Genomic DNA, 22,488 nt, shown 5'->3' with positions numbered 1-22,488 from the left:
TAGAACCACCCTGGAACAGGGAAGGAACCGGAATGCAGACCCCGTTACGCGCCTTGCTGGCGGCGCGGCTATCCGTCATGACTGACGAATCTACGTCACCTGTCCGGCAGTTAGAGCACGGACGCAGCGCCGTGCAAGCTCGGGGGTGGACTGAAGCCGGGGTAGCAACCGACCTCGATGTGTCCGCTACCAAGTACTCACCGTTCGATCGGCCGGAGCTAGGCAACTGGCTGAAGAACCGGCACCACGAATTCGACGTGATTGTGGTGCGGAGACTCGACCGGTTGGTGCGGTCGTCTAAGACGCGTTCTTGGTCGGGCTACGTACCGGTGCCCCCAGATCGGACTCTGGGGGTTCCGGCGTCTCATTCCCTCCGGGCTCACTCGTCCGGTGTGTACTCGGCGTACTGCCCCGACTTGGGCAAGGTGGCTGCGGCCAGCTCCCGTGCAGCTTGAACCAGTGCGGCAATGGCCCGGTGCTCCGGACCGAGGTACCGGCCCGCTTCCTCTGTGATCTGTTGGAGCTGGTCGCGCAGCCGCACCGAGGTTTCCTTGTCGAGTGCGCCGGGGGGTTCCGTGCTGGACATGCCGCTCCTCTGGTCAGAACCGGTTGGGGCACTTGGAGGGCGGTACCTCCACCGTGCCGGATGCGGTGTTATAGGTGAACTGGTTCCCCTGAATCTTGCCGCGTATACCGACGCTGACGCGCCACTTCCCGGCGTAGCACGCGGCCGACACCGTGTAGGAGTGTCCACCGCCCCGGAACGGCGGTGGAATCGTGGAATCGGTTCGGGTAGAGGCAATCTCCCACCGGCCGCCCTCCTCGTGCTGCAATGCCAAGACGACTACGTGTTCGTCCGGCGGGACATCACACGCGGCAATACCGTCCCCCGTGATCTGGGGCGGTAGCACTGTCGGCACCGAGTGCGTGAACTCGAAACCGCAACTGCGGGCAGCGCGGGCCATGCCGGTAGCCGCTGGACTCATGCCGATCAGCACGGCCACAGCGATAAGCCCAATGATGGTTTTCAACGGTTTTCCCCCGATTTCGATGTCAGTCCGGACATAACTCGCTCTAGAAGATCGGGCGTTGGAGGCTCCCACTCGTCAAAGTTGGAGAGAAGAAACAGACCCAATCTCGTACCGGAATCGCGATCCGGAAGATCCTCGCCAGTCATCTACATACCGCCCTGCTGACGCGTATCTTCACGTTCGATCCGTTCCCGCCTCTCTTCCGGTATCCGCTGAGGCCAGAACACCACCGCGAAGAACGCGACCAGCGGAACAGCGAACGCTACGAACAACCCCATCAGGCGGGCTCCGTCTCGTCGTCCACCAAACCGAGTCGTTCCGCTTCACCAGGGCCGAACGCCCGAGCGTCGTTACACGACTGCCGGGGGTGGTGGAACTCGACATACACGCCCGCCTCTGCGTCGTCGGTGTCATTCCACCGTTCGAACACACCACCAGGGAACGGGTAAAGCTTTGTACCCCTGCGTTGTTGGTCTCCGTCTGCGGTCATTTCAACCCCTGTAGTAGGCCAGTGGTAGGCACCCCGTGACCGGCTCGCAGCACATGTCACGGGGCCAGCTCCGACGCTACGAAGCACCTACCGAGCCGGTCCACGATCGTGCTCAATCGTGCACGAATCGAATATATCCAGTGCGTACCCAGCATCCTTGAGCCACAATCGGTTTCGTACGTGCAATCTCGTGCAAGACGCGATCTGGAGGTACACCGATGCCGTTACGTTTCCTAGGCAAAGGCGGAAGCACCAACAACGGGTGCCCTACCTTGCTGGCGAACGACCCCGGCGGGTATGTCGTCCAAGCATGGAAGACAGACCGGGCCGACACCGTCGAGTTGCCACACCTGCTACTCGGTTTCCTGGAACCGGATACGTTCATCGGTGCGACGTTGACCGACACCGGCCGGGGAACATTCCGGCTCACCGGTCGGCCGGTCACCGAACCGGAACTACTCGCACAGCTCGACATTGCCGACGACGAAACCGCTATCGAGGTTCCGAAGCTAGAAAGGACGTTCTACGGTGCAGCTAGTGCCCGATGAAGGGTTCCCGGACCTACTCCGGACCTGCAAGCGGGAAGCGTTTCACCTCGAAGTGCTCGACTCGTACGCCGAACCGAACGAGCATGAGCCGTTCCGGCGATTCCTGGCAGACGAGCCGGATGACTACGCATGGTTCCAGCCGTGGACCGAGCTGATACAGGAGACGACCAGCCGGGGCGTAGCGGTCACACGGGTACGAATCGTCACCGAACCGCACACCGACTACACCCGGTTCGCACTTGCCGTGGCAGCGCTCAACGTACGGGCAGGCGAAGACATTCGGTATCTGCCCCGGCATCATGCCGGGGAAGTCCCTTCGGATGACTATTGGCTACTTGATGACGAAACAGTGGTCTTCTCAGCGTTCGGGGAGTCCGGAGGCTGGTCCGGTGCGGTAACCACCGACCCGCACATTGCCGCGTACTGTCGCGGGCTCCGAGCCCGGTTCTGGTCTCTCGCCACTCCGTTTCCGGAGTACGTCACACAGTGACCGGTTCAGTTGACCAGCAGCGCGAATATCTCGGGGCACAACTCCGGGGTATTCGTGTTGCTGCTGGGTTGTCCGGTGCTGAGTTGGCACGCCGTAGCGGATGGGACCCTAGCAAGGTCTCAAAGATCGAGTACGGACGGATACGGCCGTCTTTAGAGGACATTTCGGCGTACTGCCGACACTGCAACGCGGGTGGCCAACTAGCAGACCTACACGCGGCGCGGCAGAGCATAGATACCGCGTACCTCGAATGGCGGAAGATTCTCGGTACCGGAACCAAGCGCAGACAGCAAGCGTCGATCAAGTGGGAATCCGAAGCTCGGATCATCCGATCGTTTGAACCGGTCTTGGTTCCCGGTCTTCTACAGACCGCCGACTACGCGGCGGGCATCCTGCGGAAGGTGATCGAGTTCCAGCAGATTCCGAACGATCTGGACGCGGGGGTATCCAAGCGGATGCAGCGGCAACAAGTCTTGTATCAGCGGGATCACTTGTTCCACTTCGTCATTGGTGAACAAGCGTTGTACACCACCGTTGGCGACGGTCAGACGATGGTCGGCCAGCTCGACCGGCTCTTAGCTGTCCAAGGTATGCCACGTGTGACGCTCGGAATCGTGCCGATACTGGCAGCGTTCGAGACGGCTACCACGTCGTTTCTGATGTTCGATTCGAGCCGTGTCCTGGTCGAGAACATCACAGCAGAGCTGTCGATCACTCAGCCGCGAGAGATAGCGGTGTATCACCGGACGTTCGATGTTCTGGCCGGTCAGTCCGTGACCGGTGAAGCAGCACGGGAGCTGATCCGCAAGGCGCTGGACGCCCGTAAGCCCCGACCGTGACCGTGACCGCGCAGCGGGTATTCGCTGGTCAGGAGTTCGGGAACCTTCTCCGCAAACTTCACCGTGACCGGAGCATGGTCAGACCAACGCTCGGCGTATGTCGCTGCACGCTCCACCCGTGCCGACACAGCGCGGGATGCGATACCCCCTCTTGCGTAAACCGCGTCGATGCGCCAGCCGCTGTCGTTGTCGAACGCTCGACCTCGGTAGGACCACCAGCTGTACGGGCCGTCGACCCCGGGATGCAGGCCGCGCACCACGTCGACGTATCCCGCCGCCAGGAGTTCATCGATCCACGCTCGCTCCTGCGGGAGGAACCCGGCCGATTTCAGGTTGCCCTTCCAGTTCTTCAGATCACGCTCGGTATGCGCGATGTTCCAGTCGCCCGCGACCACGAAATCCCCGGTTCGCGCGGTGAGGTAGGCGCCGAGTTCGGCCATGAAGCGATACTTCTCGTCCTGGCGCACGGTGCCCGCGTCACCGGAGTGCACATAGACGCTCGCCACGGTGAGATCGTCGAAGTCGGCCTCGAGATAGCGCCCCGCGGCCGCGAATTCAGTGCTGCCGAAACCTATTCGCACAGCCTTCGGCGCCTTCCGGGACAGGATGCCGACTCCGGCCCGTCCTTTGGACTCCGGCTCGGCGTGCCATAGCTGCCATCCCGCGTCGAGCGCGGGCGCCAATGCGGCCCTGACCTGTTCGTCGGTGGCGCGGGTCTCCTGCACGCAAACGATGTCGGCCTCGGTGGCCGCGAGCCAGGCCAGCAGGCCCTTGCCCGCGGCCGCGCGGACACCGTTCACGTTCACTGTCGAGATATACGGCACTCCACGACCGTACAATGCTGGTCTGATGAAGTCCCCCGGACACCGCCGTCCAGGAAGGGGTGATGACGATGTCGTCTGACGCCTCCCAGTCCTCCGCCGCCGCTCGCGGCTCCACTCGGGCAGACCAGCCCCAGCCGATCAAGGCATTACATCTCGGTTCCGGCGACCCCCTGCTGTTGCTGCACGGATTCATGATGTCGCCGCACTCCTGGGAACAGACCGCGGCGCGGCTGTCGACGCACTGCGAGGTGTTCGCGCCCGCGTTCGCCGGCCACTGGGGCGGCGCACCCGCCGACGGCCGGTCCATCGACGTGTACGCGCTCGCCGACCAGATCTGCGATCAGCTCGACGAATTGGGCTGGCGCACCTGCCATATCGCGGGCAACTCGCTCGGCGGCCGGGTCGGCGTGGAACTCGCCCGCCGCGGACGTGCCCGCACATTGACGCTCATCGCACCGACAGGCGGCTGGCACGCGCCGTCGCTGACCCAATGGCGGATCAAGCTGAAATTCCTCTCCCTGGTGCCGCTGGTCGAAATCGGCAAACGCCTGGGCGGATTCGCGATCGGCAATCCACTCGCCCGGCGCATCGCACTGCTCGCGCTGACCAAGCACGCCGCAGCGGTGTCCCGGCGCGACGCTGCCGCCGCCCTCGCCGCCGCACTGCACTGCCCGGCGATGATCCCGATGATTCTCGGCGCGTTGCGAGCGCCGGAACAAGAGGACCTGTCCACCCTGCGGACGCCGGTCCGGCTGTTGCTGTCGGAGTACGACCGGGTCATCCCCAACCGCGTCTACGCGCGCCGCTACCTGAAGGAACTCCCCGAATCCGCCGACCGCATCCTGGTCAACGGCGTCGGTCACGTACCGATGCTGGAAGCGCCCGACCGCATCGCCACCCTGATCGCCGAGCACGTGTACGCCAGCCGCACCCGCCTGCGCGCTGTGTAATTCGCCAGCGCCTGCGGCGCTGGGTGTTCGCGGCCCCCTTGTGGCTCGCGTCCGAGCGACCGCCGCTGGCGACTTCGTCGCGGACGCGGCGGCCACTCGGACGCGAGCCGGGCCGCGAACGGACGATGCTCGGTCTCGCTTCGCTCGAAACCGGGAGTCGAGCTGGAGTGGGGGCGTGGGGCGGTGGTCGCACGACCCGAGGTTCCGCGCCACATGGTGGCCGGATGGGGCGACCACGCCGCGGTTCGCCGGTGTCGTAGCACGCCGAGGAATGCCGACACCGACTTCGTCGCGGACACGGCCGCTCGGACCCGTGCCGGTCCCGGGAGGGCATCGCCCGGGCGCGCTTCGCTCGTAGCCGGAACTGGGACGTCGGGTTCGCTGCGTCTCAGGAAACTACTGCGAGAGAAGACCTTTCGCGATGTGCGTCACCTGGATCTCGTTGCTGCCCGCGTAGATCATCAGGGACTTCGCGTCGCGCGCGAGCTGCTCCACGCGGTACTCGGTCATATAGCCGTTGCCGCCGAAGAGCTGAACCGCTTCCATCGCGACCTCCGTGGCCGCCTCGGAGGCGTACAGCTTCATCGCCGACGCCTCGGCCAGCGTCGGCGGTTTGCCGGCCCGGCCTCGCTCCAGGGTGTTGAACACCATGTTCTGCACGTTGATCCGCGCGATCTCCATCTTCGCCAGCTTCAGCTGGACCAGCTGGAATCGTCCGATCTCCTGCCCCCAGAGCTTGCGGTTCTTGGCGTAGTCCACGCACAGCCGATGGCACTCGTTGATGATGCCCAACGCCATGAAGGCGACGCCGATGCGCTCGGCGGTGAAGCTGGAGCGGGCGCTTTCGCGTCCGTCGCCGCCCTTGTGCTCCTCGGTCTCGCCGAGCAGCCGGTCCCGGCCGACACGCACGTTGTCGAAGAAGAGCTCACCGGTCGGGGAGGCGTGCAGGCCCATCTTCTTGAACGGCTTGCCCTGGGTGAGCCCCGGCATGCCCTTGTCCAGCACGAAGGTGAGCACCTTGCGGTCGCGCTTGTCGCCGCTCGCTCCGTCGTCGAGCTTCGCGTAGACGATCATCACGTCGGCGTAGGGGCCGTTGGTGATGAAGGTCTTCTGACCGTTGAGCAGGTAGTCCTCGCCGTCGCGCTTGACGTAGGTCTTCATGCCACCGAAAGCGTCGGACCCGGAATCCGGTTCGGTGATCGCCCACGACGCGACCTTGCGCATCGTGACGATGTCCTCCAGCCAGCGCTGCTTCTGCGCGAGCGTGCCCCGGGACATGATCGTGGTCGCGCCGAGACCGATACTCACACCCAGCGCAGTGACCAAGCCCATGCACACCCCGGACAGTTCCCCGATCAGCACCGCCATCAGCGATTCCTGTCCGGCGAACGGGCTGCCGCCGGATGCCTTCTCCTTCTTCTCCGGCTTCGGCTCCCCTGCGGCCGCGGCGGCCTCCCGCGCCGCCTGCTTGGCGAGCATCTTCTGCACCGCCTCGCCGCCCAGCGCGTCGATACCGAACTCGCGAAACAGCTTCCGGATGATCGGGTACGGCGGCAGTTCACCGCTGTCGAGCGCGTCGAGGTTGGGGCGGATCTCCTTGTCGATGAATGCCCGGACGGCGTCGCGGATCATCACATCGGTTTCGGACCATTCGAACATCGTCGTTCTCCTCACGTTCCCCGAGATCAGGGCAGCCGGGTGGCGATGTCGTCGATCAGCCAGGGACCCTCGGTCTCGATGGTCTTCACATCGTGCCAACCGGCCAGCTCGGAGATCGCGCCGCCCTGCACCGCGAATACCTTGCCGGTGATCGGGCAGGTCTCGGCGGCCAGATAGGCGACCAGCGGGGCGATATTGGCCGGGGCGAAGGCATCGAACTCGCCCTCGGACGCTTCCGCCTCCGCCGCGAGCATCTCGCCCATGCCGGGAGTGGCAAGGGTGAGCCGGGTGCGCGCGATCGGAGCGATCGCGTTCACCCGTACGCCGTAACGCCCCAGTTCCTCGGCGGCCACCAGGGTCAGCGCCGCGATCCCCGCCTTCGCCGCGCCGTAGTTGGCCTGGCCCGCGTTCGGCAGGGTGGTGCCCGACGCCGAAGCGGTGTTGATCACCGCGGCCTTGGGCTGGTTGCCCGCCTTGGACCGCTGCTTCCAGTACGCCGCGGCGTGGTGCAGCACCGCCGCGTGTCCCTTGAGGTGCACGGCGATCACGGCGTCCCACTGCGCCTCGTCCATGCCCGCGATGAAGGCGTCGCGCAGAATGCCCGCGTTGTTGACCACGACGTCGAGGCCGCCGAACTCGGTGACCGCCTGTTCGACGAGCTTCCGCGCGCCGTCCCAGGTCGCGACGTCGTCGGAGTTGGCCACCGCCTTGCCGCCCGCGGCGACGATCTCGCGCACCACCTCCTGGGCGGGACCTGAGTCGGTCCCCTCTCCCGCATTGCTACCGCCGAGATCGTTGACGACCACCGCGGCCCCCTCCCTCGCGAACAGCAATGCGTGCTCGCGGCCGATGCCGCGGCCCGCGCCGGTGATGACGGCGACCCGTCCAGCCAGTGCGCCCATGTTGTCTCCTGAAGTTCCGCCGAATCCGGCGTCTTGTGGAAAGGTGCGGCGCAACCGCGCCGCCGCACCGGGATCAGTCGGCGATCTCCGCCAGTCCGTCGCTGAGCACGACGTCGTCGCCGCGCACGGTCTCGAAGGCGTAGCGGGTGACGCCGTCGGCCGAACCGGCCTTCCAGATGCGGGTCTCCAGGTCGTCGCCGGGGAAGACCAGCTTGGCGAAGCGCACCGCGAATCGCCTGAGCCGGTGCACATCCGAGTCCGCGACCTCGGTGAGCACCGCCCAGGACGCGAACGCCATGGTGCACAACCCGTGCGCGATGATGCCGGGCAGTCCGGCGTCCTCGGCGACTTGCTCGTCCAGGTGCAGCGGCACCGGATCGCCGGAAGCCGGTGCGTAGCGGAAGGTCTGGTCGTCATCGACGTGCTGCGCCACCACCACGACCGGCGCCTGCTCACGTAGGCGTTCGTCGAACTTGTGCGCAGGAGCGGCCTCGCCCACCGTCCTACCCGCGTCGATATTGCGGAAGAACGCGGTCAGGTACTGCTCGTTGACCGGTTCGCCCGCCTCGGTGCGGCATTCGATGCGGATGGTGATCGTGGTCCCGTTGGGGCGGCTGGTGTAGCCGATCGCCTTGGCGCGCGACACCAGCAGGTCGCCGGGCCGGATCGCGCGGTGGAAGTGGAAGTCTTGCTCCCCGTGCACCACCCGGCCGAAGATGTCCATCGGGGCGACATCGATGACCGGCATCATCATGGCCTCGAAAACCGGGACGATGGCGAAGACCGGCCCCGCCACCGTTCCGGCCAGATGCGCGGCGATCGGATCGTTGGTCGCGGCGGCGTACTGCGCGACGCGCTCGGCGGTGACCTCGAAACGTTCCTCGTCGCACCAGGATTCCAGACCGCTGTCATCGAACTCGACCACACGGGCCGCGGCCGTATCGGAACGGGCCTGACCGCTCATGCCGTGTCCGTCTCCGGCATGAGCGGGGCCCTGCGTGGTCACGCTCCGCTGCCGCCTCCGGGCCTGACCGCTCATGCCGTGTCCGTCTCCGGCATGAGCGGGGCCCTGCGTGGTCACGCTCCGCTGCCGCCTCCGGGCCTGACCGCTCATGCCACTGCGGCCAGGGCGTCGAGCTGTTCGAGCGATCGGTCCAGCTGCTTGATGCCGTCCTTTTCCACGGCTTTGCCGAGCGCGCCCTTGATCAAGGCACCCTCGAAGTCACCGGAGACCAGGATGGTGCTTCCCGCGCCGTTGGGCCGGATGTCGAAGGTGAACTCGGTCTTCACCCCGGCCATGCCGGTGCCGCCGAGGGTCAGCTTGTGCGGCGCGTCCACCGAGACGATGGTCCACTCCAGTTTGTTCGCCATGCCGAGCATCACGATCTTGGCGACCAGTTGGGCGCCCTCGCTCAGTACTGCGGGCGGCTCCTCCATGAAGCGCTCGTGAATGGTGAACCACTTGTCCCAGGTCTGTGGGTCGGCGACGACCGCCCACAGCGCCTCGGGCGTGGCGTTGACGTCCTTGGTGGCTTCGATGTGTCCCATGGGTTGCACTCCTCGTCGAGTTCGTCCGCGGACCGGGCCGCGGTTCAGCGGTCGGCGCGCTGGTAGGCGGTGACGACGGCCGCGCCGCCGAGGCCGATGTTGTGTTGCAGGGCGGCGGTGACGCCGTCCACCTGACGCTTGTCCGCGGTGCCGCGCAGCTGCCAGGTCAACTCCGAGCACTGCGCGAGACCCGTCGCGCCGAGCGGATGTCCCTTGGAGATCAGGCCGCCGGAGGGGTTCACCACCCACTTGCCGCCGTAGGTGGTCTGGTCGTCGTCGACCAGCTGCCCCGCCTCGCCCTCGCCGCACAGGCCGAGGGCTTCGTAGAGCAGCAGTTCGTTGGCCGAGAAACAGTCGTGCAGCTCGATCACCTGGAAGTCCTCCGGGCCGAGTCCCGCCTGCTGGTAGACCTTCCGCGCGGCTTGGACGTTCATGTCGTAGCCGATGAGGTTCTTCGCGGTCGCATCGAAGGTCGAGGCGAAATCGGTGGTCATCGCCTGGCCGACGATCTGCACCGCTTGCCCGGCGAGGTCGTGGGCGTCGACGAAATCCTCGCTCGCCAGGATGACCGCGCCCGACCCGTCGGAGGTCGGCGAGCACTGCAGTTTGGTGAGCGGGTCGTAGATCATCCGCGAGGCGAGGATGTCGTCGAGGGTGTACTCATCCTGGAACTGCGAGTACGGGTTGTTCACCGAGTGCTTGTGGTTCTTGTAGCCGATCTTGGCGAAGTGCTCGGCCGTGGTGCCGTACTGCTTCATGTGCTCGCGTCCCGCGGCGCCGAACATCCACGGCGCCACCGGAAACAGCACCTCGGAGATCTCGGCCAGCGCCATGACGTGCTTGGCCATGGGCTGCTCGCGGTCGTCCCAGGTGGATCCGAGCGAGCCGGGCTGCATCTTCTCGAAGCCCAGCGCCAGCGTGCATTCCGCCAGTCCGCCCCGGATCGCCTGCGCCGCGAGGTACAGCGCCGTGGAGCCGGTGGAGCAGTTGTTGTTCACGTTGACCACCGGGATGCCGGTCATCCCGAGTTCGTAGACGGCACGCTGGCCGGAGGTGGATTCGCCGTAGACATAGCCGACGTAGGCCTGCTCCACCAGGTCGTAGGCGATGCCCGCGTCCGCGAGCGCCTTGCTCCCCGATTCCCTCGCCATGTCCGGATAGTCCCAGGCTCGGGTGGTGCCGTCGGCTTCCTCGACTTGCCGTCGGCCCGGCTTCTCGAACTTCGTCATCCCGACACCGACGACGTAGACCTTGTTCGCCATCGAACTCCTCAGATTGTGTGGGCGCCGCAGTGCGCACCCGGAACGAGCTGAAAACAAACATACATATTTGTATGTAAGTGAGCAAGAGCCCGTTCGGAAGCCCCGACAACTGACCGAACAACCAGGTGTTTACAGCCCTCCTGCTACATACAGTGAGACATGCTTGTTCCCGGGACCGGCGCTAGCACTCAGCTCCAACAGCTTCTTCGGAATTCGCCCGAGGGAACGCGGCGCACGACCGAGGTCACGCCGATCTCTCGCCCCCGACATATCGGCACCTTCAGCCCGGCAGCCGGAACATACAGTGTTGTATGTAAGTGTAGGATCGAGCGATGGCCAGGAGCGTAGTCGTCAAGCAGCAGCGCCGGACGCAGGAGCAGCGCAGCTCCGAGATGCGCACCCGGCTGCTCGACGCGACGGTGGACTGCCTGGTCGAGTACGGGTACTCGGGGACGACTACACCGCGGGTGGCCGAACGCGCCGGGGTGACCCGCGGGGCCCAAGTGCATCACTTCGGCTCGAAAACCGATCTGGTCGTGGCCGCGATCAGCCATCTGGCGCAGCTGCGCGCCGAGACCGCCATGCGGGAGATGTCCCGGGTCGAAGCCGGTGACGATCCGGTGGCAGCGGTGCTGGAGTTCCTATGGGACCTCCACCAGGGCCCGCTGTTCATCGCGACCGTCGAACTGTGGGTGGCGGGGCGGACCGATCCGGTGCTGGCCGCGGCGATGGAGAAGGTCGAGCCGTTCGTCAACAACGCCGTCTTGCTGGCGGTCGCCCGTGTCGTGCCGGACGACGTGCGCCGCAAGGAGGCGCGCGACTTCGTCTACACGGCCATGGACGCCCTGCGCGGCATCCTGATCTCCAATTTCATCGACCCGGACACCGAACGCGCCCACCGCCGCTGGCGCCGCGCCTCCGCGCACCTACAGGAGATCGCGGGCCGCGTACTCGCAGCACGCCGCGTCGACTAGTCCTGTCCGGACCGACGCGCCCGCGCGATGGGCGCTACCGCGTTCGCCGGCTCGATGACCTTGCTACCCGGCCGCGATCCGCGCGCTGCCCACACCGTCACTGTGAACAGCAACACGCCTGATGCGGCCAGGGCGGCCCCGACCAGGGCCGGGGCCGTGTAACCGAGGCCCGCGGCGATGACCAGTCCGCCGAGCCAGGCCCCCGCGGCGTTGGCGATGTTCAGGGCGGCGTGGTTGAGGGCGGCCGCGAGCGTCTGGGCGTCGGCGGCGACGTCCATCAGGCGGGTTTGCAGACCGGGAGCGAGCGCGGCTCCGGAGCCGCCGACCAGCAACGCGCCGAGGGCCGCGGCGTAGGGGTTGTGCGCGGCGACGACGAAGCCGCCGAGGATGACGGTCATCGCGATCATCGCGCCGAAGATGGCGCGGTCGACGCCGCGGTCGGCGAGCACGCCGCCGACGATGTTGCCGATCACCATGCCGACGCCGAAGAGCATCAGCACCAGCGGCACCAGTGCGGCCCGCAGACCCGCGACGTCGGTGAGCGTGGTGGCGATGTAGGTGTAGACGGCGAACATTCCGCCGAATCCGACGGCGCCGACCAGCAGTGTCAACAGCACCTGCGGGCGGCGCAGCGCGCCGAGTTCGGTCCTCGGGTCGGTCACCGTGATGCCGTCGAGTTCGGGGACGAAGCGCAGCAACGCCGCGACGGTGGCCACTCCGATCAGCGCGACCACCACGAACGCGTCGCGCCAGCCGAGATGCTGGCCGAGCCAGGTAGCCGCGGGAACGCCGACAACGTTGGCGGCGCTCAAACCCAGCATAACCGCGGCAACTGCCTTCGCCCGCTGCCCGACCGGGGCGAGTGTGGCGGCGGCCAGCGAGGCGACACCGAAGTAGGCGCCGTGCGGCAATCCCGAGACGAACCGTGCCAGGACCAGCGTCTCGAATGAGGGGGCCAGCACGGTCGCCGCGTTGCCCAGCGTGAACGCGACCATCAGCGCGACGAGCAGCCGCTTGCGCGCCACCCGCGCGCACAGCGCCGCGATCAGGGGTGCGCCGATCACCACGCCGAGCGCGTACGCCGACACCGCGTGCCCTGCGGTCGGCTCGGAGACGTGCATGGCCGAGGCGATGTCCGGCAGCAAACCCATGGTGACGAATTCGGTCGTCCCGATGCCGAACCCGCCGAGAGCCAGCGCCAGCATGGCCGGTACGTGCCAATCGGTTCGCTGGGGCGGCGCGGTGGTGCGGGTGGTCCCGGGGCTGGTCACGTGTTCATGTAACCGTTCGCGGCTGGTATTCGCTTCCCCAGCACACGTGAGTTCGACCACGGGGCGGCGAGGAATCGTGCAGTTCGACATGGCGATCCGCGCAATACGGACGAATCACCCCGCCCGGGCATCGCATTCCGGCAACCGGGCGGCACTCCGAGTGATCCGTTCTGACAAGAACAGTCCGGGCACCCGTTCCACTGCAGGTGGGGCGGGTGCCCGATGGTGTTCGCCCGGCGCTGGGTGAGTGAATACCCAGCGCCGGAGTCGGCCGAGCGGCTCGGCCCCGCGGTTCGGCGCCGAGACGGCCGCGGCGCCGGAAACGCTCAGCGCAGTGCGCGAGCCAGGTTGGCGTCCAGCGCGCCGAGGAACTCCTCGGTGCTCAGGTAGCCCTGGTCCCCGCCGACGAGCAGCGCGAGGTCCTTGGTCATCTGGCCGCCTTCGACGGTCTTGATGACGACGTCCTCGAGGGTCTGGGCGAAGCCGATGACCTCGGGGGTGTTGTCCAGCTTGCCGCGGTGCTCGAGGCCGCGGGTCCAGGCGAAGATCGACGCGATCGGGTTGGTCGAGGTCGGCTTGCCCTGCTGATGCTGGCGGTAGTGCCGGGTGACGGTGCCGTGCGCGGCCTCGGCCTCACAGGTCTGGCCGTCGGGAGTGAGCAGCACCGAGGTCATCAGACCCAGCGAGCCGAAGCCCTGTGCCACGGTGTCGGACTGCACGTCGCCGTCGTAGTTCTTACAAGCCCAGACGTAGCCACCCTCCCACTTCATGGAGGAGGCGACCATGTCGTCGATGAGGCGGTGCTCGTAGGTCAGGCCCGCGGCGTCGAACTGGCTTTTGAACTCGGCGTCGAAGATGTCCTGGAACGTGTCCTTGAACATGCCGTCATAGGCCTTGAGGATGGTGTTCTTCGTGGACATGTACACCGGGTAGTTCTGCTGCAAGCCGTAGTTGAACGACGCCCGCGCGAAATCCTCGATGGACTTGCGGAAGTTGTACATGCCCATGACCACGCCGCCGTCCTCGGGCATCTTCACGACCTCGTGCACGATCGGCTCGCTGCCGTCGTCCGGGGTGAAGGTCAAGGTGACGGTGCCGCCCTGGAACACCTTGAAATCGGTGGCACGGTACTGGTCACCGAAGGCGTGGCGGCCGATGATGATCGGCTTGGTCCAGCCGGGTACCAGCCGGGGAACGTTGGAGATGATGATCGGGGCACGGAAGATGGTGCCGCCCAGGATGTTGCGAATGGTGCCGTTGGGCGAACGCCACATCTTCTTCAGACCGAATTCCTTGACGCGCGCCTCGTCCGGGGTGATGGTGGCGCACTTCACACCGACGCCGTGCCTCTTGATGGCTTCGGCGGCATCGACGGTGACCTGGTCGTCTGTCTTGTCGCGGTACTCGATACCGAGGTCGTAGTACTCCAGGTTCACGTCGAGATAGGGGTGGATCAGCTTGTCCTTGATGAACTGCCAGATGATCCGGGTCATCTCGTCGCCGTCGAGTTCTACGACGGTGCCTTCAACCTTGATCTTGGACATGGATCTTCGTGTCCTCCTAGGATGGTGCCCTCATTGCACGGCCAGGCGAACACGCTTGTGAGCGGACCCCAGCTGTTCCAACAGACAACGTATATGTCCCGCGTTGTCGGCGAGACGTGTGGTGCAAACAAGACAAGCGTACTGCTGCCCGAGTCCTCACCGCACGGGCAGCCCCCACAGTGAGATGCGCCACCTTTGTTACCGATTGGTAGGTCGGCGGCGGCTCCCAGCAGCGCGAACAGGCGCCGTCGCCATGATCCGCCTTCCGTTACGGCGCGGCAACCACTCCCCGCAGACGACGAGGTCCGCGCAACCCGTGACGTTGCGCGGACCTCGGTCTCAGCGGATCAGACGGTGGCCGGGATCCGTCCCTGCTCCTCCGAACCTTCGATCAGGTTCTCGGGCCGGTCGCGGATCATCAGCGCGATGATCGGAATGGCGGCGAGGAAGAACCCGGCGCCGACGTAGAAGGCCACGTCGTAGCTGTGGATCGCGGCTCGCGCGGCCAGGTTGTCGAGGCCAGGGTTGTCCCGCGCGAAGCCCTCGGCGACCTGCACCGAGATGGTGGTCAGCAGCGCCGTCCCGACCGCACCGCCCACCTGCTGCGCGGCGTTCAGCAGCGCGGAGGCGACGCCGGAGTCCTCCTCCTCCACCTGATGCAGCGCGACCGTCTGCATCCCCACGAACAGCGGACCCATGCCGAGCGCGATGAGCACCTGAGCGGGCAGCACCCCGGAGAGGAAGGTGTCGCCGTAACTCAGCTGGGCCAGCAGCACCAGCCCGATGACGCCCAGTACGGCGCCTGCCAGCATCAGCGGGCGCGGGCCGAGCTTGGGCAGCAGGGCGCTGGTGAGTCCCGCCGAGATCGCGATGCCCGCCGGGAAAGGCAGGAACGCGAAGCCCGCCTTCAGCGCCGAGTAGCCCAGGGTGATCTGGAAGTAGTAGCTCAGGAACAGGAACATCGCGAACATGGCGATCGGGATGAGCAGCGCGGCGAGGAACGCGCCGCCCCGGTTGATCTCCCCCGGGATGTGCAGCGGCAGCAGCGGGTTCGACGAGCGCCGTTCGATCACGACGAAGGCGATGAGCAGGGCGAGCCCGGCGACGAGCAGCGCGAGGGTGCTTCCGGCCAGCCAGCCGTCGTCGGCGGCGCGGCTGAATCCGTACACAATGGCGATCAACCCGAACGTCACGGTGACGGCACCGGGCACGTCGTATCCGCCGCTGCGCGGAGCCGGGAGGTCCTTCGCCACCCAGGCCAGCGCCCCGAGCAACGCCAGCAACGCGATCGGCGTGTTGACCAGCAGGCACCAGCGCCACGACGCGTACTCGGTGAGCGCGCCGCCCGCGATCAGGCCGAGCGCGGCGCCGCCCGCGGAGATGCCCGCGAACACGCCGAAGGCGGTGGCCCGCTCACCCGGCTCGGTGAACGTCACCGACAGCAGCGAGAGCGCGGCCGGGGCGAGCAGCGCGGCGAACGCGCCCTGCAACGCGCGTCCTGCGAAGAGCTCCGCTCCGTTCTGCGCGAGACCGGCCAAAGCCGAAGCGCCGGCGAAACCGATCAGGCCGATGATGAAAATTCGGCGGCGCCCGAGGTAGTCGGCCAGCCGGCCGCCCAGCAGCAGGAGACCGCCGAAGATCAGCGTGTAGGCGGTGAGCATCCATTGCCGGTTGCCGTCGCTGATGCCGAGATCGCGCTGCGCGAACGGCAGCGAGATGGTCACGATGGTGGCGTCCAGGACCACCATGAGCTGGGCCGATGCGATCACTGCCAGCGCGAGCCAGCGCGCTGAACTGCCCGGCTTTCGCGATGCGTGCACCGCTGTCGCGGTTTCGGTCACGTTGTCTCCTCGTTCCTCGATGTCGGGAACCATCCTGTCATTGAGCGACATTTGGCGTCAAGCGCAAAATGTCGTAGTACGACATTTGTCGGTTACGGACAGGAAAACGGCGGGTTGCGTTACCATGAGGACATGCTCGAGTCATCGGCGCCGATGGGCGCGGGCGCAGCGGCCGACCAGGCCCCGGCGACGGCAGGACTGCGCGAACGCAAGAAGCAGCAGACCAGGCTGCGCATCATGGCGGCCGCCCTCGATCTGTGTGATACGCAGGGCTTCGACGCGACCACCATCGAGCAGATCGCCAACGCGGCGGATGTCTCACCGCGCACGATCAACCGCTATTTCGACAGCAAAGAGGACATCGTCCTGGGGCCCGTCCACGACTTCGGGCGCACCATCGCCGAGACTCTGCGCGGAATGCCCCGCACGGGCAACGAGCTCGAGGCGTTGCGCGAGGCCTTCCTGCAGGTGGTCGATCGAGCCTCCGAGGCCGGTCCGGCCGACCCGCTGTCGTTCCGGCAGTTCCAGAAGGTACAGCGGATTCTGCGCAGCAGTCCGTCGGTCAGCGCGCGCAGTCTCGAACACGCCGACGACAAGCGGACCGCGATCGCGGCGGTGGTCGCCGAGCGCCTCGGTGCCGAACCGGACGCCCGTGCGGTGCGGCTCATCGTCGGCACCTGGCAACTGATCGGCCATGTCGGCATGGAGTGCTCGGACGACTTGTTCCTGGACGAGGATCTGGCCACCGCGGCCGAAGCGGGACGCACCGCGTTCACCGAGACCTTCGACGAATTCGTGCGCGTCTGCCGCGTCGCGCCGCAGCCCGGCGGCGAGTGAAGTCGGTGGAGGATTTCGGAGGCTGACCGACCGCCGGTTATGATGCCGGGCAGGTCATGAGTACCAGCGCCAAGCCCCGGCTCGCTGATCGGCAACCCTCCAACCGCGGTGGGGTGCTCCGGGTGATGACCTGGCTCCCGAAAGCCGGGAGCAAGCGCGTAGTAGGAGGTCGCCGGCATGTGTTGTCGTACACACCGCTAACCCCCCGAATACCGGCGAACACCTTCTTGGGAGCAAACCATGAGTGAATCCATCGCGCCCGGGGCCGTGCAGGACCCGGTGCAGTGGTCCTTCGAGACCGAGCGCAGCCGTGCGGGCCGGACCACCGACGGCACGCACGCCCCCGCGCTGCCGGTCCAGCGGACCGGTTCGCACACCTTCGGCGACGCCGCGCGGGACGGATCAGCCCTGCACAGCCGCGTGGCTACCATCGGGGATGTGCGTCCCCTCGTGATTCACCGTGCGTCGATGACGCATTCTCAGCTCACCCTCGAGGCACAGCTCGTCCTCGGAGTCGCTTCCGGACCGGTCCGCTCCGCCGTCGGCGTCGGCGTCGGCGTCGGCGTCGGCGTCGAGACCATGCCGACCGATCTGCGCGCCGGTTTCGCGGCGGCGACGACGTGACCGTGGGTACCGAACAGAGCGTGCGGGCCTCCGCCATCGTCCTGCCGCCCCCGGATGGACAGCTCGGCACCGTGGCCATCGGCGATGTGCGACTCGAGAACGGAGCGGTCATCCCGGACGTGCACCTCGCGGTGCAGCGCTGGGGTGAGCTCTCCCCCGCGCTGGACAACGTCGTGCTGGTCGAGCACGCCCTCACCGGCGACTCGCACGTCGTCGGTAGACCCGACGACGTGCACCCGATGCCCGGCTGGTGGGACGGCATGGTCGGGCCAGGCGCGCCGCTGGACACCGACGAATGGTGCGTGATCGCGACCAACGTGCTCGGCGGCTGTAAGGGCAGCACCGGGCCGTCATCGCTCGCTCCGGATGGGAAGGTCTGGGGCGCAAGGTTTCCCGAGATCTCCATCCGCGATCAGGTGACCGCGGAGGCCGCTCTGTTCGACCTGCTCGGCGTCGAGCGGCTCGCCGCCGTGGTCGGCGGGTCGATGGGCGGCATGCGGGTGCTGGAATGGATGGTCGGCGCACCCGAGCGGGTCGCCGCCGCGCTGGTCCTCGCCGTGGGCGCCCGCGCTACCGCCGACCAGATCGGCACCCAGACCACCCAGATCGCGGCGATCAAGGCCGATCCGGACTGGCAGGGCGGCGACTATCACGGCACCGGCCGCGCTCCGCTGACGGGCATGGCCCTGGCCCGGCGGATCGCGCACCTGACCTACCGCACCGAGTTCGAGCTCGATCACCGGTTCGAGAACAGACCTCAGGACGACGAGGACCCGTGGACCGGCGGCCGCTACGCGGTGCAGAGCTACCTGGATCACCAAGCCGAAAAGCTGTGCAAGCGTTTCGATCCCGCCACGTATGTGCTGCTGACCGAGGCGATGAACCGCCACGACGTCGGCCGCGACCGGGGCGGCATCGAGGCGGCGCTCGCCGCGACGCCGGTGCCCTGCGTGGTCGGCGGCGTCGACTCCGACCGGCTGTACCCGCTGCGGACCCAACAGGAACTCGCGGATCTCCTACCCGGCTGCGACGGACTCGAGGTGGTGCACTCGCGTGACGGGCACGACGGGTTCCTCACCGAGGCGGCCGCGGTGTCGAAACTGCTGACCGAGACCATGCGACTCGCTCGGGACGGCATCCGGACCAAGCGCTGACCGGCCCCGAGCATTCGGTGCCGGGCCGTCACCCCGCCGCTGCTCGTCGGGCCGCCTCGATCCGGTTGATGTTGGTTTCGATCCAGTCCCGCAGCGCCGCGATGGGCGTGCGCAGGCTGTGGCCGAGTTCGGTGAGCGTGTAGTCCACCCGGGGCGGGACGGTGGGATGCACTGTGCGCGTGACGAATCCATCGGCCTCGAGTTGGCGCAACGTCTGCGTCAGCATCTTCTGGGAGATGCCGCCGATCCGGTGGCGCAGGTCGGTGTATCGCAGGGTGCCGTCGGCGAGCGCGTCGATGATCAGCACCGTCCACTTGCCCGCGATGTGGTCGAGGACCTCCCGCGTGGGGCACTTCGCGGAGTACACATCGGCGGGCAGGCCGGAACTTTCCACGTAGGTGGGCACCTGATGGAGTGTAGCGCACTATAAAGTGCCGTCTTTCCATTGGAGTGTCACTCTCCGATAGTAAGAATCATGGAGATACAGCAGATCTCGGTGTCCGAAGCGATCCGGGGACGTCGTACAGTGCGGCACTACCGCGCCGACCCCGTGCCATCCGCACTTGTCGACGAGGTGGTCGAGTTGGCGATGCAAGCACCGAGTGCGTGGAACATGCAGGACCGGTCGATCGTGGTGGTGACCAGCGAGTCCGGCCGCGCGGCGCTGTCGGAGGCGGCGTTCGGCCAGCCGCAGCCGAGAGAGGCGCCGGTAGTGCTCGTCTTCGTCGCCGATCCCGCCGCCTGGCGCGACCACAACGCCGATATCGCCGAACTGGCCGGCCGAAACGGCGCGTGGAACGCCGAGTTCACCGCGTTGTTCGACGCGCGCGCCGAGTACCTGGCATTGGAGCAGCGCGGACTGCTGCGGGAGAACGCGGTCAAGAACGCGATGATCGCGGCCACCTACGCGATGCTCGCCGCCACCGGGCTCGGTTTGGCCTCCGCGCCGATGAACGGCTGGGACGCCGACCTGGTCAAGCAGGCCATCGGTATCGGCGACCGCGATGATCTCGCCATCGCGGTGCTGGTCACCATCGGCTACAGCGACGCCCACCCACCCCATCCCGGACGCCGTCCGCGCGAGCGAACGGTCTTCGCCGAGCGATACGCCGCTGCCCGCTGATCACGGAGGGGCGACTCGGCTCGGCCGGGTCGCCCTCCGATCACCGACCTGTCAGCCGACGCCGAGCGTGTTGATCGTGGCCGCGAGGAACAGGATGCTCGACCCGAGCAAAGTCAGCGCGCCGACGTCGAAGGGCTTGCTGCGCACCGCGAGCAACCCGACCCGCGCGGTCGGCAGGCACAACCGGAATGCCGCTGCCAGCAGCGTCGCACCGCCGAAGAAGAACGCCCCCCGCCGCCACCGATCGGACGCGACGAACACCACCGCCACCACGATGACAAGCGTCACGACGACCATAGGCAGATGGCAGCGCAAGAACTGCGCCCCGAGACTTCGTCGCCGGCCCCGGTGCTCCGTGATAGGCGTGTCGGCATCGGTCACGCCCCGATTCTTGCAGACCCCCTCGCCATTGACCGGCATCGGGCGTACGCGGACGATGCGCGTCGTACCCGGCGCGCTGCCCGCGTACGAAATACGAGGAGCCGCGTCATACGGTCACTCGACCGACGCCGGTCGAGCGCGTGCGTCCTGCTACCTCGATCGAGGGCGACCGATACGCGGGTCGGTGCTGGCACCTGCGCCTTCCGTGTACCGTCGAATGCGGAGGGGTTGGTACCGCATCAGCGGTGGAGCCGGCTCCTGAGGAGAGGACCCATTGCGTGTTGCCTCAGATCTCGAGCGTCATCGAGAGACGTCTTCTGGTCAATTACCGCGTCGAACCCGACGTTGCGGCAAACCTGCTACCGGCGCCACTGCGACCGCATCTGGTCGGCGACTGGGCGATCGCGGGGATCTGTCTCATCCGGCTCGCTCAGGTTCGTCCGGTCGGGCTGCCCAGCTCGGTCGGGGTGCGCAGCGAGAACGCCGCGCATCGAGTAGCCGTCGAATGGGACGGCCAGGATGGGGTCGAAACCGGCGTCTACATTCCGCGCAGGGACAGCGGCTCACCCCTGAATGTGCTGCTCGGAGGACGCCTGTTCCCCGGTGTGCACAGCTTCGCCCGGTTCGATGTCCGGGAAACTGCACACGATCTGCACGTCGCCTACACGACCAGGGACAGGTCGACCCAGGTCAGTGTGGATGTACGCACGGCCGACGAGTTCGAGGGCAGCGCGGTGTTTCCCGATCTCACCGCCGCTTCGCAGTTCTTCCGCCAGGGCTGCACCGGTTTCTCCGCCGGCCGTGACGGCACGCGCCTCGACGGCCTCGAACTGAGGACGCACGAATGGCGGGTGCACCCGGCGCATACGCACGCTGTCCAGTCGACTTTCTTCGACGACCCGACCCGGTTCCCACCCGGCAGCGCGACTCCCGACTGCACGCTGCTCATGCGTGATGTCCCGGCCGTATGGAACACCACCGCGCCGATGCGGACCCCGGCAACCGCCTGATTCCGCTACGCCGAAAGCTCGCCACAACGACGGAGGCGGCCACCTCGACCACGGCGGCCGATTGTGACTCCGGTCATACGAGTTACGGCCGAGCCCGCCGCTGTCTGGGCACTTACCTGGACGTACGCAACTCCTCCGAAAAGTGCGTACTTGTCGTCGTCGCTGGATGAGCAAACACTCGGTCCTTGTCGCCAGGCCGTGAGTCGCACGGACACGGCACGATTGGAGTCGCATGATCGATCAAGAGACCGCGGTGACCGTGCTCGGCACGGGTTCGATGGGCTACGCCCTCGCAAAAGCCTTCCTCGCGACGGGACATTCGACCACCGTGTGGAATCGCAGCCCGCAGCGGGCGGCACCGCTGGTGGACGCGGGCGCGCACCAGCAGTTCGACATCGCCGACGCCATCACCGCCAGCCCGCTGATCATCACCTGTCTGACTACGTTTCAGGCGACCCGCGACAGCCTGACCGCCGCAGAGACCGAGCTGAGCGGGCGAACCCTCATCACTCTCAACAGCGGCGCCCCTGCCGACGCGCGGGACTTCGCGCGCTGGGCGACCGGCCGAGGGGCGCGTTTCCTCGGGGGCGCGATCAAGAACGTACCTGCGGCCGTCGGAAAGCCGGACACGCTGCTGTACTTCGGCGGCGACGAAGCCGTCTTCGACGAGCACAAACAGACACTGCGGGCACTCGGCGGCGACCTCGTCCATCTGGGCGCCGAACCGGACCTGGCCGCTCTCTACGAATCCGCCGTCGGCGCCACACTTCTCCCCGCACTGCTCGGATTCTTCGAAGGCGCGGCGGTATTGTCCGCGCGCGGTCTGGCAGCAGGCACCATGGTGCCGTATTCGATCAAATGGCTACAGATGATCGAGTCACTGCTACCGATCATGGCCGACGAGATCGACAGCCAGGACTACACCCGGCTCGGCTCATCGATCGCGCTGTTCCACACCGCGATCGGCGATGACGAGCGGCTCGGCGCGGAATCGGGCGTCGACATGTCCTGGCATGCTCCGATGCACGACCTGCTGCGCCGAGCGGTAGCCGAGGGCCGGGGCGAGCAGAGCATCACAGCGCTGATCCAGCTGCTGACGCCCGACCGCGAACGGATCGACATCCGCGAAAGCTGACATCCGCGCCCGGAATGCGGTACCGCTCCGCTCCGGCGCCACCGCTGTGGC

Annotated in this window: 23 protein-coding genes, 2 pseudogenes and 1 riboswitch; of the genes and pseudogenes, 12 read left to right on the top strand and 13 right to left on the bottom strand. The window is 66.8% G+C overall.

Annotated elements, in window-relative coordinates:
• Positions 1–32 precede the first annotated feature (32 nt).
• Positions 33–455, top strand: coding sequence for a recombinase family protein (locus tag GVY39_RS10605; RefSeq protein WP_159923093.1), 423 nt, complete (start codon positions 33–35; stop codon positions 453–455).
• On the opposite strand, the gene GVY39_RS33875 is transcribed toward GVY39_RS10605, so the two are convergent.
• A complete protein-coding gene (locus GVY39_RS33875) occupies positions 380–586 on the bottom strand; it encodes a hypothetical protein (RefSeq protein WP_201295202.1) in 207 nt (68 codons plus the stop codon). The genes GVY39_RS10605 and GVY39_RS33875 overlap by 76 nt on opposite strands.
• Positions 587–599: 13 nt before the next feature.
• A complete protein-coding gene (locus tag GVY39_RS10600; RefSeq protein WP_159923091.1) occupies positions 600–1,031 on the bottom strand; it encodes a hypothetical protein in 432 nt (143 codons plus the stop codon).
• A gap of 762 nt (positions 1,032–1,793) precedes the next feature.
• On the opposite strand from GVY39_RS10600, the gene GVY39_RS10595 reads away from it, so the two are divergent.
• Genes GVY39_RS10595 through GVY39_RS10585 form a run of 3 tightly spaced genes read left to right on the top strand, consistent with a single transcriptional unit; the run spans position 1,794 to position 3,398 of the window.
• Positions 1,794–2,069, top strand: coding sequence for a hypothetical protein (locus GVY39_RS10595; RefSeq protein ID WP_240679458.1), 276 nt, complete (start codon positions 1,794–1,796; stop codon positions 2,067–2,069).
• Positions 2,059–2,559, top strand: a complete 501-nt coding sequence (locus GVY39_RS10590) for a DUF6879 family protein (RefSeq protein WP_223518644.1) — start codon at positions 2,059–2,061, stop codon at positions 2,557–2,559. The genes GVY39_RS10595 and GVY39_RS10590 overlap by 11 nt, the downstream gene beginning before the upstream one ends.
• Complete coding sequence (locus GVY39_RS10585) at positions 2,556–3,398, top strand: helix-turn-helix transcriptional regulator (protein WP_159923087.1); 843 nt, start codon at positions 2,556–2,558, stop codon at positions 3,396–3,398. Before GVY39_RS10590 ends, GVY39_RS10585 begins: the two co-directional genes overlap by 4 nt.
• A gap of 53 nt (positions 3,399–3,451) precedes the next feature.
• Here the strand turns inward: GVY39_RS10585 and GVY39_RS10580 are convergent.
• Positions 3,452–4,237: pseudogene (locus tag GVY39_RS10580) on the bottom strand (exodeoxyribonuclease III); the annotation flags it as partial.
• Between the two features lie 47 nt (positions 4,238–4,284).
• Between GVY39_RS10580 and GVY39_RS10575 the strand changes: the two are divergent.
• A complete protein-coding gene (locus tag GVY39_RS10575) occupies positions 4,285–5,172 on the top strand; it encodes an alpha/beta fold hydrolase (RefSeq protein ID WP_159923083.1) in 888 nt (295 codons plus the stop codon).
• Positions 5,173–5,568: 396 nt separating this feature from the next.
• Here the strand turns inward: GVY39_RS10575 and GVY39_RS10570 are convergent, their stop codons facing one another.
• The 5 genes from GVY39_RS10570 to GVY39_RS10550 all read right to left on the bottom strand — a co-directional run bounded on the left by GVY39_RS10570 (position 5,569) and on the right by GVY39_RS10550 (position 10,543).
• Positions 5,569–6,831 carry an acyl-CoA dehydrogenase family protein gene (locus tag GVY39_RS10570; protein ID WP_159923081.1) on the bottom strand — a complete coding sequence of 421 codons (1,263 nt, stop codon included), beginning with the start codon at positions 6,829–6,831 and terminating at the stop codon, positions 5,569–5,571.
• Between the two features lie 26 nt (positions 6,832–6,857).
• Positions 6,858–7,733 (bottom strand): SDR family oxidoreductase, encoded by an 876-nt coding sequence (locus tag GVY39_RS10565; protein WP_159923079.1) that lies wholly within the window; start codon positions 7,731–7,733, stop codon positions 6,858–6,860.
• 73 nt (positions 7,734–7,806) lie between these two features.
• Positions 7,807–8,697, bottom strand: coding sequence for a MaoC/PaaZ C-terminal domain-containing protein (locus GVY39_RS10560; RefSeq protein ID WP_159923206.1), 891 nt, complete (start codon positions 8,695–8,697; stop codon positions 7,807–7,809).
• Positions 8,698–8,843: 146 nt separating this feature from the next.
• Positions 8,844–9,281, bottom strand: a complete 438-nt coding sequence (locus tag GVY39_RS10555; RefSeq protein WP_159923077.1) for an SRPBCC family protein — start codon at positions 9,279–9,281, stop codon at positions 8,844–8,846.
• A gap of 44 nt (positions 9,282–9,325) precedes the next feature.
• On the bottom strand, positions 9,326–10,543 hold the full coding sequence (locus GVY39_RS10550) for a lipid-transfer protein (RefSeq protein WP_159923075.1): 1,218 nt from the start codon (positions 10,541–10,543) through the stop codon (positions 9,326–9,328).
• 332 nt (positions 10,544–10,875) lie between these two features.
• Here GVY39_RS10550 and GVY39_RS10545 point away from each other — a divergent pair, with 332 nt between their 5' ends.
• Positions 10,876–11,517 carry a TetR/AcrR family transcriptional regulator gene (locus GVY39_RS10545; RefSeq protein WP_159923073.1) on the top strand — a complete coding sequence of 214 codons (642 nt, stop codon included), beginning with the start codon at positions 10,876–10,878 and terminating at the stop codon, positions 11,515–11,517.
• Here the strand turns inward: GVY39_RS10545 and GVY39_RS10540 are convergent.
• The 3 genes from GVY39_RS10540 to GVY39_RS10530 all read right to left on the bottom strand — a co-directional run bounded on the left by GVY39_RS10540 (position 11,514) and on the right by GVY39_RS10530 (position 16,206).
• Positions 11,514–12,788 (bottom strand): MFS transporter, encoded by a 1,275-nt coding sequence (locus GVY39_RS10540; protein WP_236565391.1) that lies wholly within the window; start codon positions 12,786–12,788, stop codon positions 11,514–11,516. The genes GVY39_RS10545 and GVY39_RS10540 overlap by 4 nt on opposite strands.
• A gap of 326 nt (positions 12,789–13,114) precedes the next feature.
• Positions 13,115–14,332 (bottom strand): NADP-dependent isocitrate dehydrogenase, encoded by a 1,218-nt coding sequence (locus tag GVY39_RS10535; protein ID WP_040864988.1) that lies wholly within the window; start codon positions 14,330–14,332, stop codon positions 13,115–13,117.
• Positions 14,333–14,679: 347 nt separating this feature from the next.
• A complete protein-coding gene (locus GVY39_RS10530; RefSeq protein ID WP_159923071.1) occupies positions 14,680–16,206 on the bottom strand; it encodes an MFS transporter in 1,527 nt (508 codons plus the stop codon).
• A 99-nt stretch (positions 16,207–16,305) separates the two neighbouring features.
• Here GVY39_RS10530 and GVY39_RS10525 point away from each other — a divergent pair, with 99 nt between their 5' ends.
• The 3 genes and pseudogenes from GVY39_RS10525 to GVY39_RS10515 all read left to right on the top strand — a co-directional run bounded on the left by GVY39_RS10525 (position 16,306) and on the right by GVY39_RS10515 (position 18,788).
• Positions 16,306–17,010: a TetR family transcriptional regulator gene (locus GVY39_RS10525; RefSeq protein WP_159923069.1), complete on the top strand. Its 705-nt coding sequence runs from the start codon at positions 16,306–16,308 to the stop codon at positions 17,008–17,010.
• 52 nt (positions 17,011–17,062) lie between these two features.
• A riboswitch (SAM riboswitch) is annotated at positions 17,063–17,173 on the top strand.
• Between the two features lie 233 nt (positions 17,174–17,406).
• A pseudogene (locus GVY39_RS34335) lies at positions 17,407–17,634 on the top strand (O-acetyl-L-homoserine sulfhydrolase); the annotation flags it as partial.
• Between the two features lie 35 nt (positions 17,635–17,669).
• On the top strand, positions 17,670–18,788 hold the full coding sequence (locus GVY39_RS10515; RefSeq protein ID WP_159923202.1) for a homoserine O-acetyltransferase: 1,119 nt from the start codon (positions 17,670–17,672) through the stop codon (positions 18,786–18,788).
• A gap of 28 nt (positions 18,789–18,816) precedes the next feature.
• Here GVY39_RS10515 and GVY39_RS10510 read toward each other — a convergent pair whose 3' ends face one another.
• Positions 18,817–19,194: a helix-turn-helix domain-containing protein gene (locus GVY39_RS10510; RefSeq protein ID WP_159923065.1), complete on the bottom strand. Its 378-nt coding sequence runs from the start codon at positions 19,192–19,194 to the stop codon at positions 18,817–18,819.
• Positions 19,195–19,263: 69 nt separating this feature from the next.
• Between GVY39_RS10510 and GVY39_RS10505 the strand changes: the two genes are divergently transcribed.
• Positions 19,264–19,911 (top strand): nitroreductase family protein, encoded by a 648-nt coding sequence (locus GVY39_RS10505; protein ID WP_159923063.1) that lies wholly within the window; start codon positions 19,264–19,266, stop codon positions 19,909–19,911.
• A gap of 51 nt (positions 19,912–19,962) precedes the next feature.
• Here the strand turns inward: GVY39_RS10505 and GVY39_RS10500 are convergent, their stop codons facing one another.
• Positions 19,963–20,208 (bottom strand): DUF3017 domain-containing protein, encoded by a 246-nt coding sequence (locus tag GVY39_RS10500; RefSeq protein ID WP_051174893.1) that lies wholly within the window; start codon positions 20,206–20,208, stop codon positions 19,963–19,965.
• Between the two features lie 362 nt (positions 20,209–20,570).
• On the opposite strand from GVY39_RS10500, the gene GVY39_RS10495 reads away from it, so the two are divergent.
• A complete protein-coding gene (locus GVY39_RS10495; protein ID WP_159923061.1) occupies positions 20,571–21,302 on the top strand; it encodes a DUF2071 domain-containing protein in 732 nt (243 codons plus the stop codon).
• Between the two features lie 232 nt (positions 21,303–21,534).
• Complete coding sequence (locus tag GVY39_RS10490; RefSeq protein WP_159923059.1) at positions 21,535–22,437, top strand: NAD(P)-dependent oxidoreductase; 903 nt, start codon at positions 21,535–21,537, stop codon at positions 22,435–22,437.
• Positions 22,438–22,488: the final 51 nt, after the last annotated feature.

The organism is Nocardia sp. CY15 (genome assembly GCF_009829295.1).
In the GTDB taxonomy this organism is placed as follows: domain Bacteria; phylum Actinomycetota; class Actinomycetes; order Mycobacteriales; family Mycobacteriaceae; genus Nocardia; species Nocardia sputi.
Note: the sequence above shows the minus strand (reverse complement) of the source record. Positions and strands in the feature narration are given on the sequence as shown.

Bases quoted from the DNA above. Each gene is read 5' to 3' on its own strand.
- GVY39_RS10525 (WP_159923069.1), top strand. From the start codon at position 16,306: ATGCTCGAGTCATCGGCGCCGATGGGCGCGGGCGCAGCGGCCGACCAG.
- GVY39_RS10555 (WP_159923077.1), bottom strand. From the start codon at position 9,281: ATGGGACACATCGAAGCCACCAAGGACGTCAACGCCACGCCCGAGGCG.
- GVY39_RS10530 (WP_159923071.1), bottom strand. From the start codon at position 16,206: ATGGTTCCCGACATCGAGGAACGAGGAGACAACGTGACCGAAACCGCG.
- GVY39_RS10605 (WP_159923093.1), top strand. From the start codon at position 33: ATGCAGACCCCGTTACGCGCCTTGCTGGCGGCGCGGCTATCCGTCATG.
- GVY39_RS10535 (WP_040864988.1), bottom strand. From the start codon at position 14,332: ATGTCCAAGATCAAGGTTGAAGGCACCGTCGTAGAACTCGACGGCGAC.
- GVY39_RS33875 (WP_201295202.1), bottom strand. From the start codon at position 586: ATGTCCAGCACGGAACCCCCCGGCGCACTCGACAAGGAAACCTCGGTG.
- GVY39_RS10490 (WP_159923059.1), top strand. From the start codon at position 21,535: ATGATCGATCAAGAGACCGCGGTGACCGTGCTCGGCACGGGTTCGATG.
- GVY39_RS10565 (WP_159923079.1), bottom strand. From the start codon at position 7,733: ATGGGCGCACTGGCTGGACGGGTCGCCGTCATCACCGGCGCGGGCCGC.
- GVY39_RS10550 (WP_159923075.1), bottom strand. From the start codon at position 10,543: ATGGCGAACAAGGTCTACGTCGTCGGTGTCGGGATGACGAAGTTCGAG.
- GVY39_RS10505 (WP_159923063.1), top strand. From the start codon at position 19,264: ATGGAGATACAGCAGATCTCGGTGTCCGAAGCGATCCGGGGACGTCGT.
- GVY39_RS10570 (WP_159923081.1), bottom strand. From the start codon at position 6,831: ATGTTCGAATGGTCCGAAACCGATGTGATGATCCGCGACGCCGTCCGG.
- GVY39_RS10545 (WP_159923073.1), top strand. From the start codon at position 10,876: ATGGCCAGGAGCGTAGTCGTCAAGCAGCAGCGCCGGACGCAGGAGCAG.
- GVY39_RS10560 (WP_159923206.1), bottom strand. From the start codon at position 8,697: ATGAGCGGTCAGGCCCGTTCCGATACGGCCGCGGCCCGTGTGGTCGAG.
- GVY39_RS10500 (WP_051174893.1), bottom strand. From the start codon at position 20,208: ATGGTCGTCGTGACGCTTGTCATCGTGGTGGCGGTGGTGTTCGTCGCG.
- GVY39_RS10575 (WP_159923083.1), top strand. From the start codon at position 4,285: ATGACGATGTCGTCTGACGCCTCCCAGTCCTCCGCCGCCGCTCGCGGC.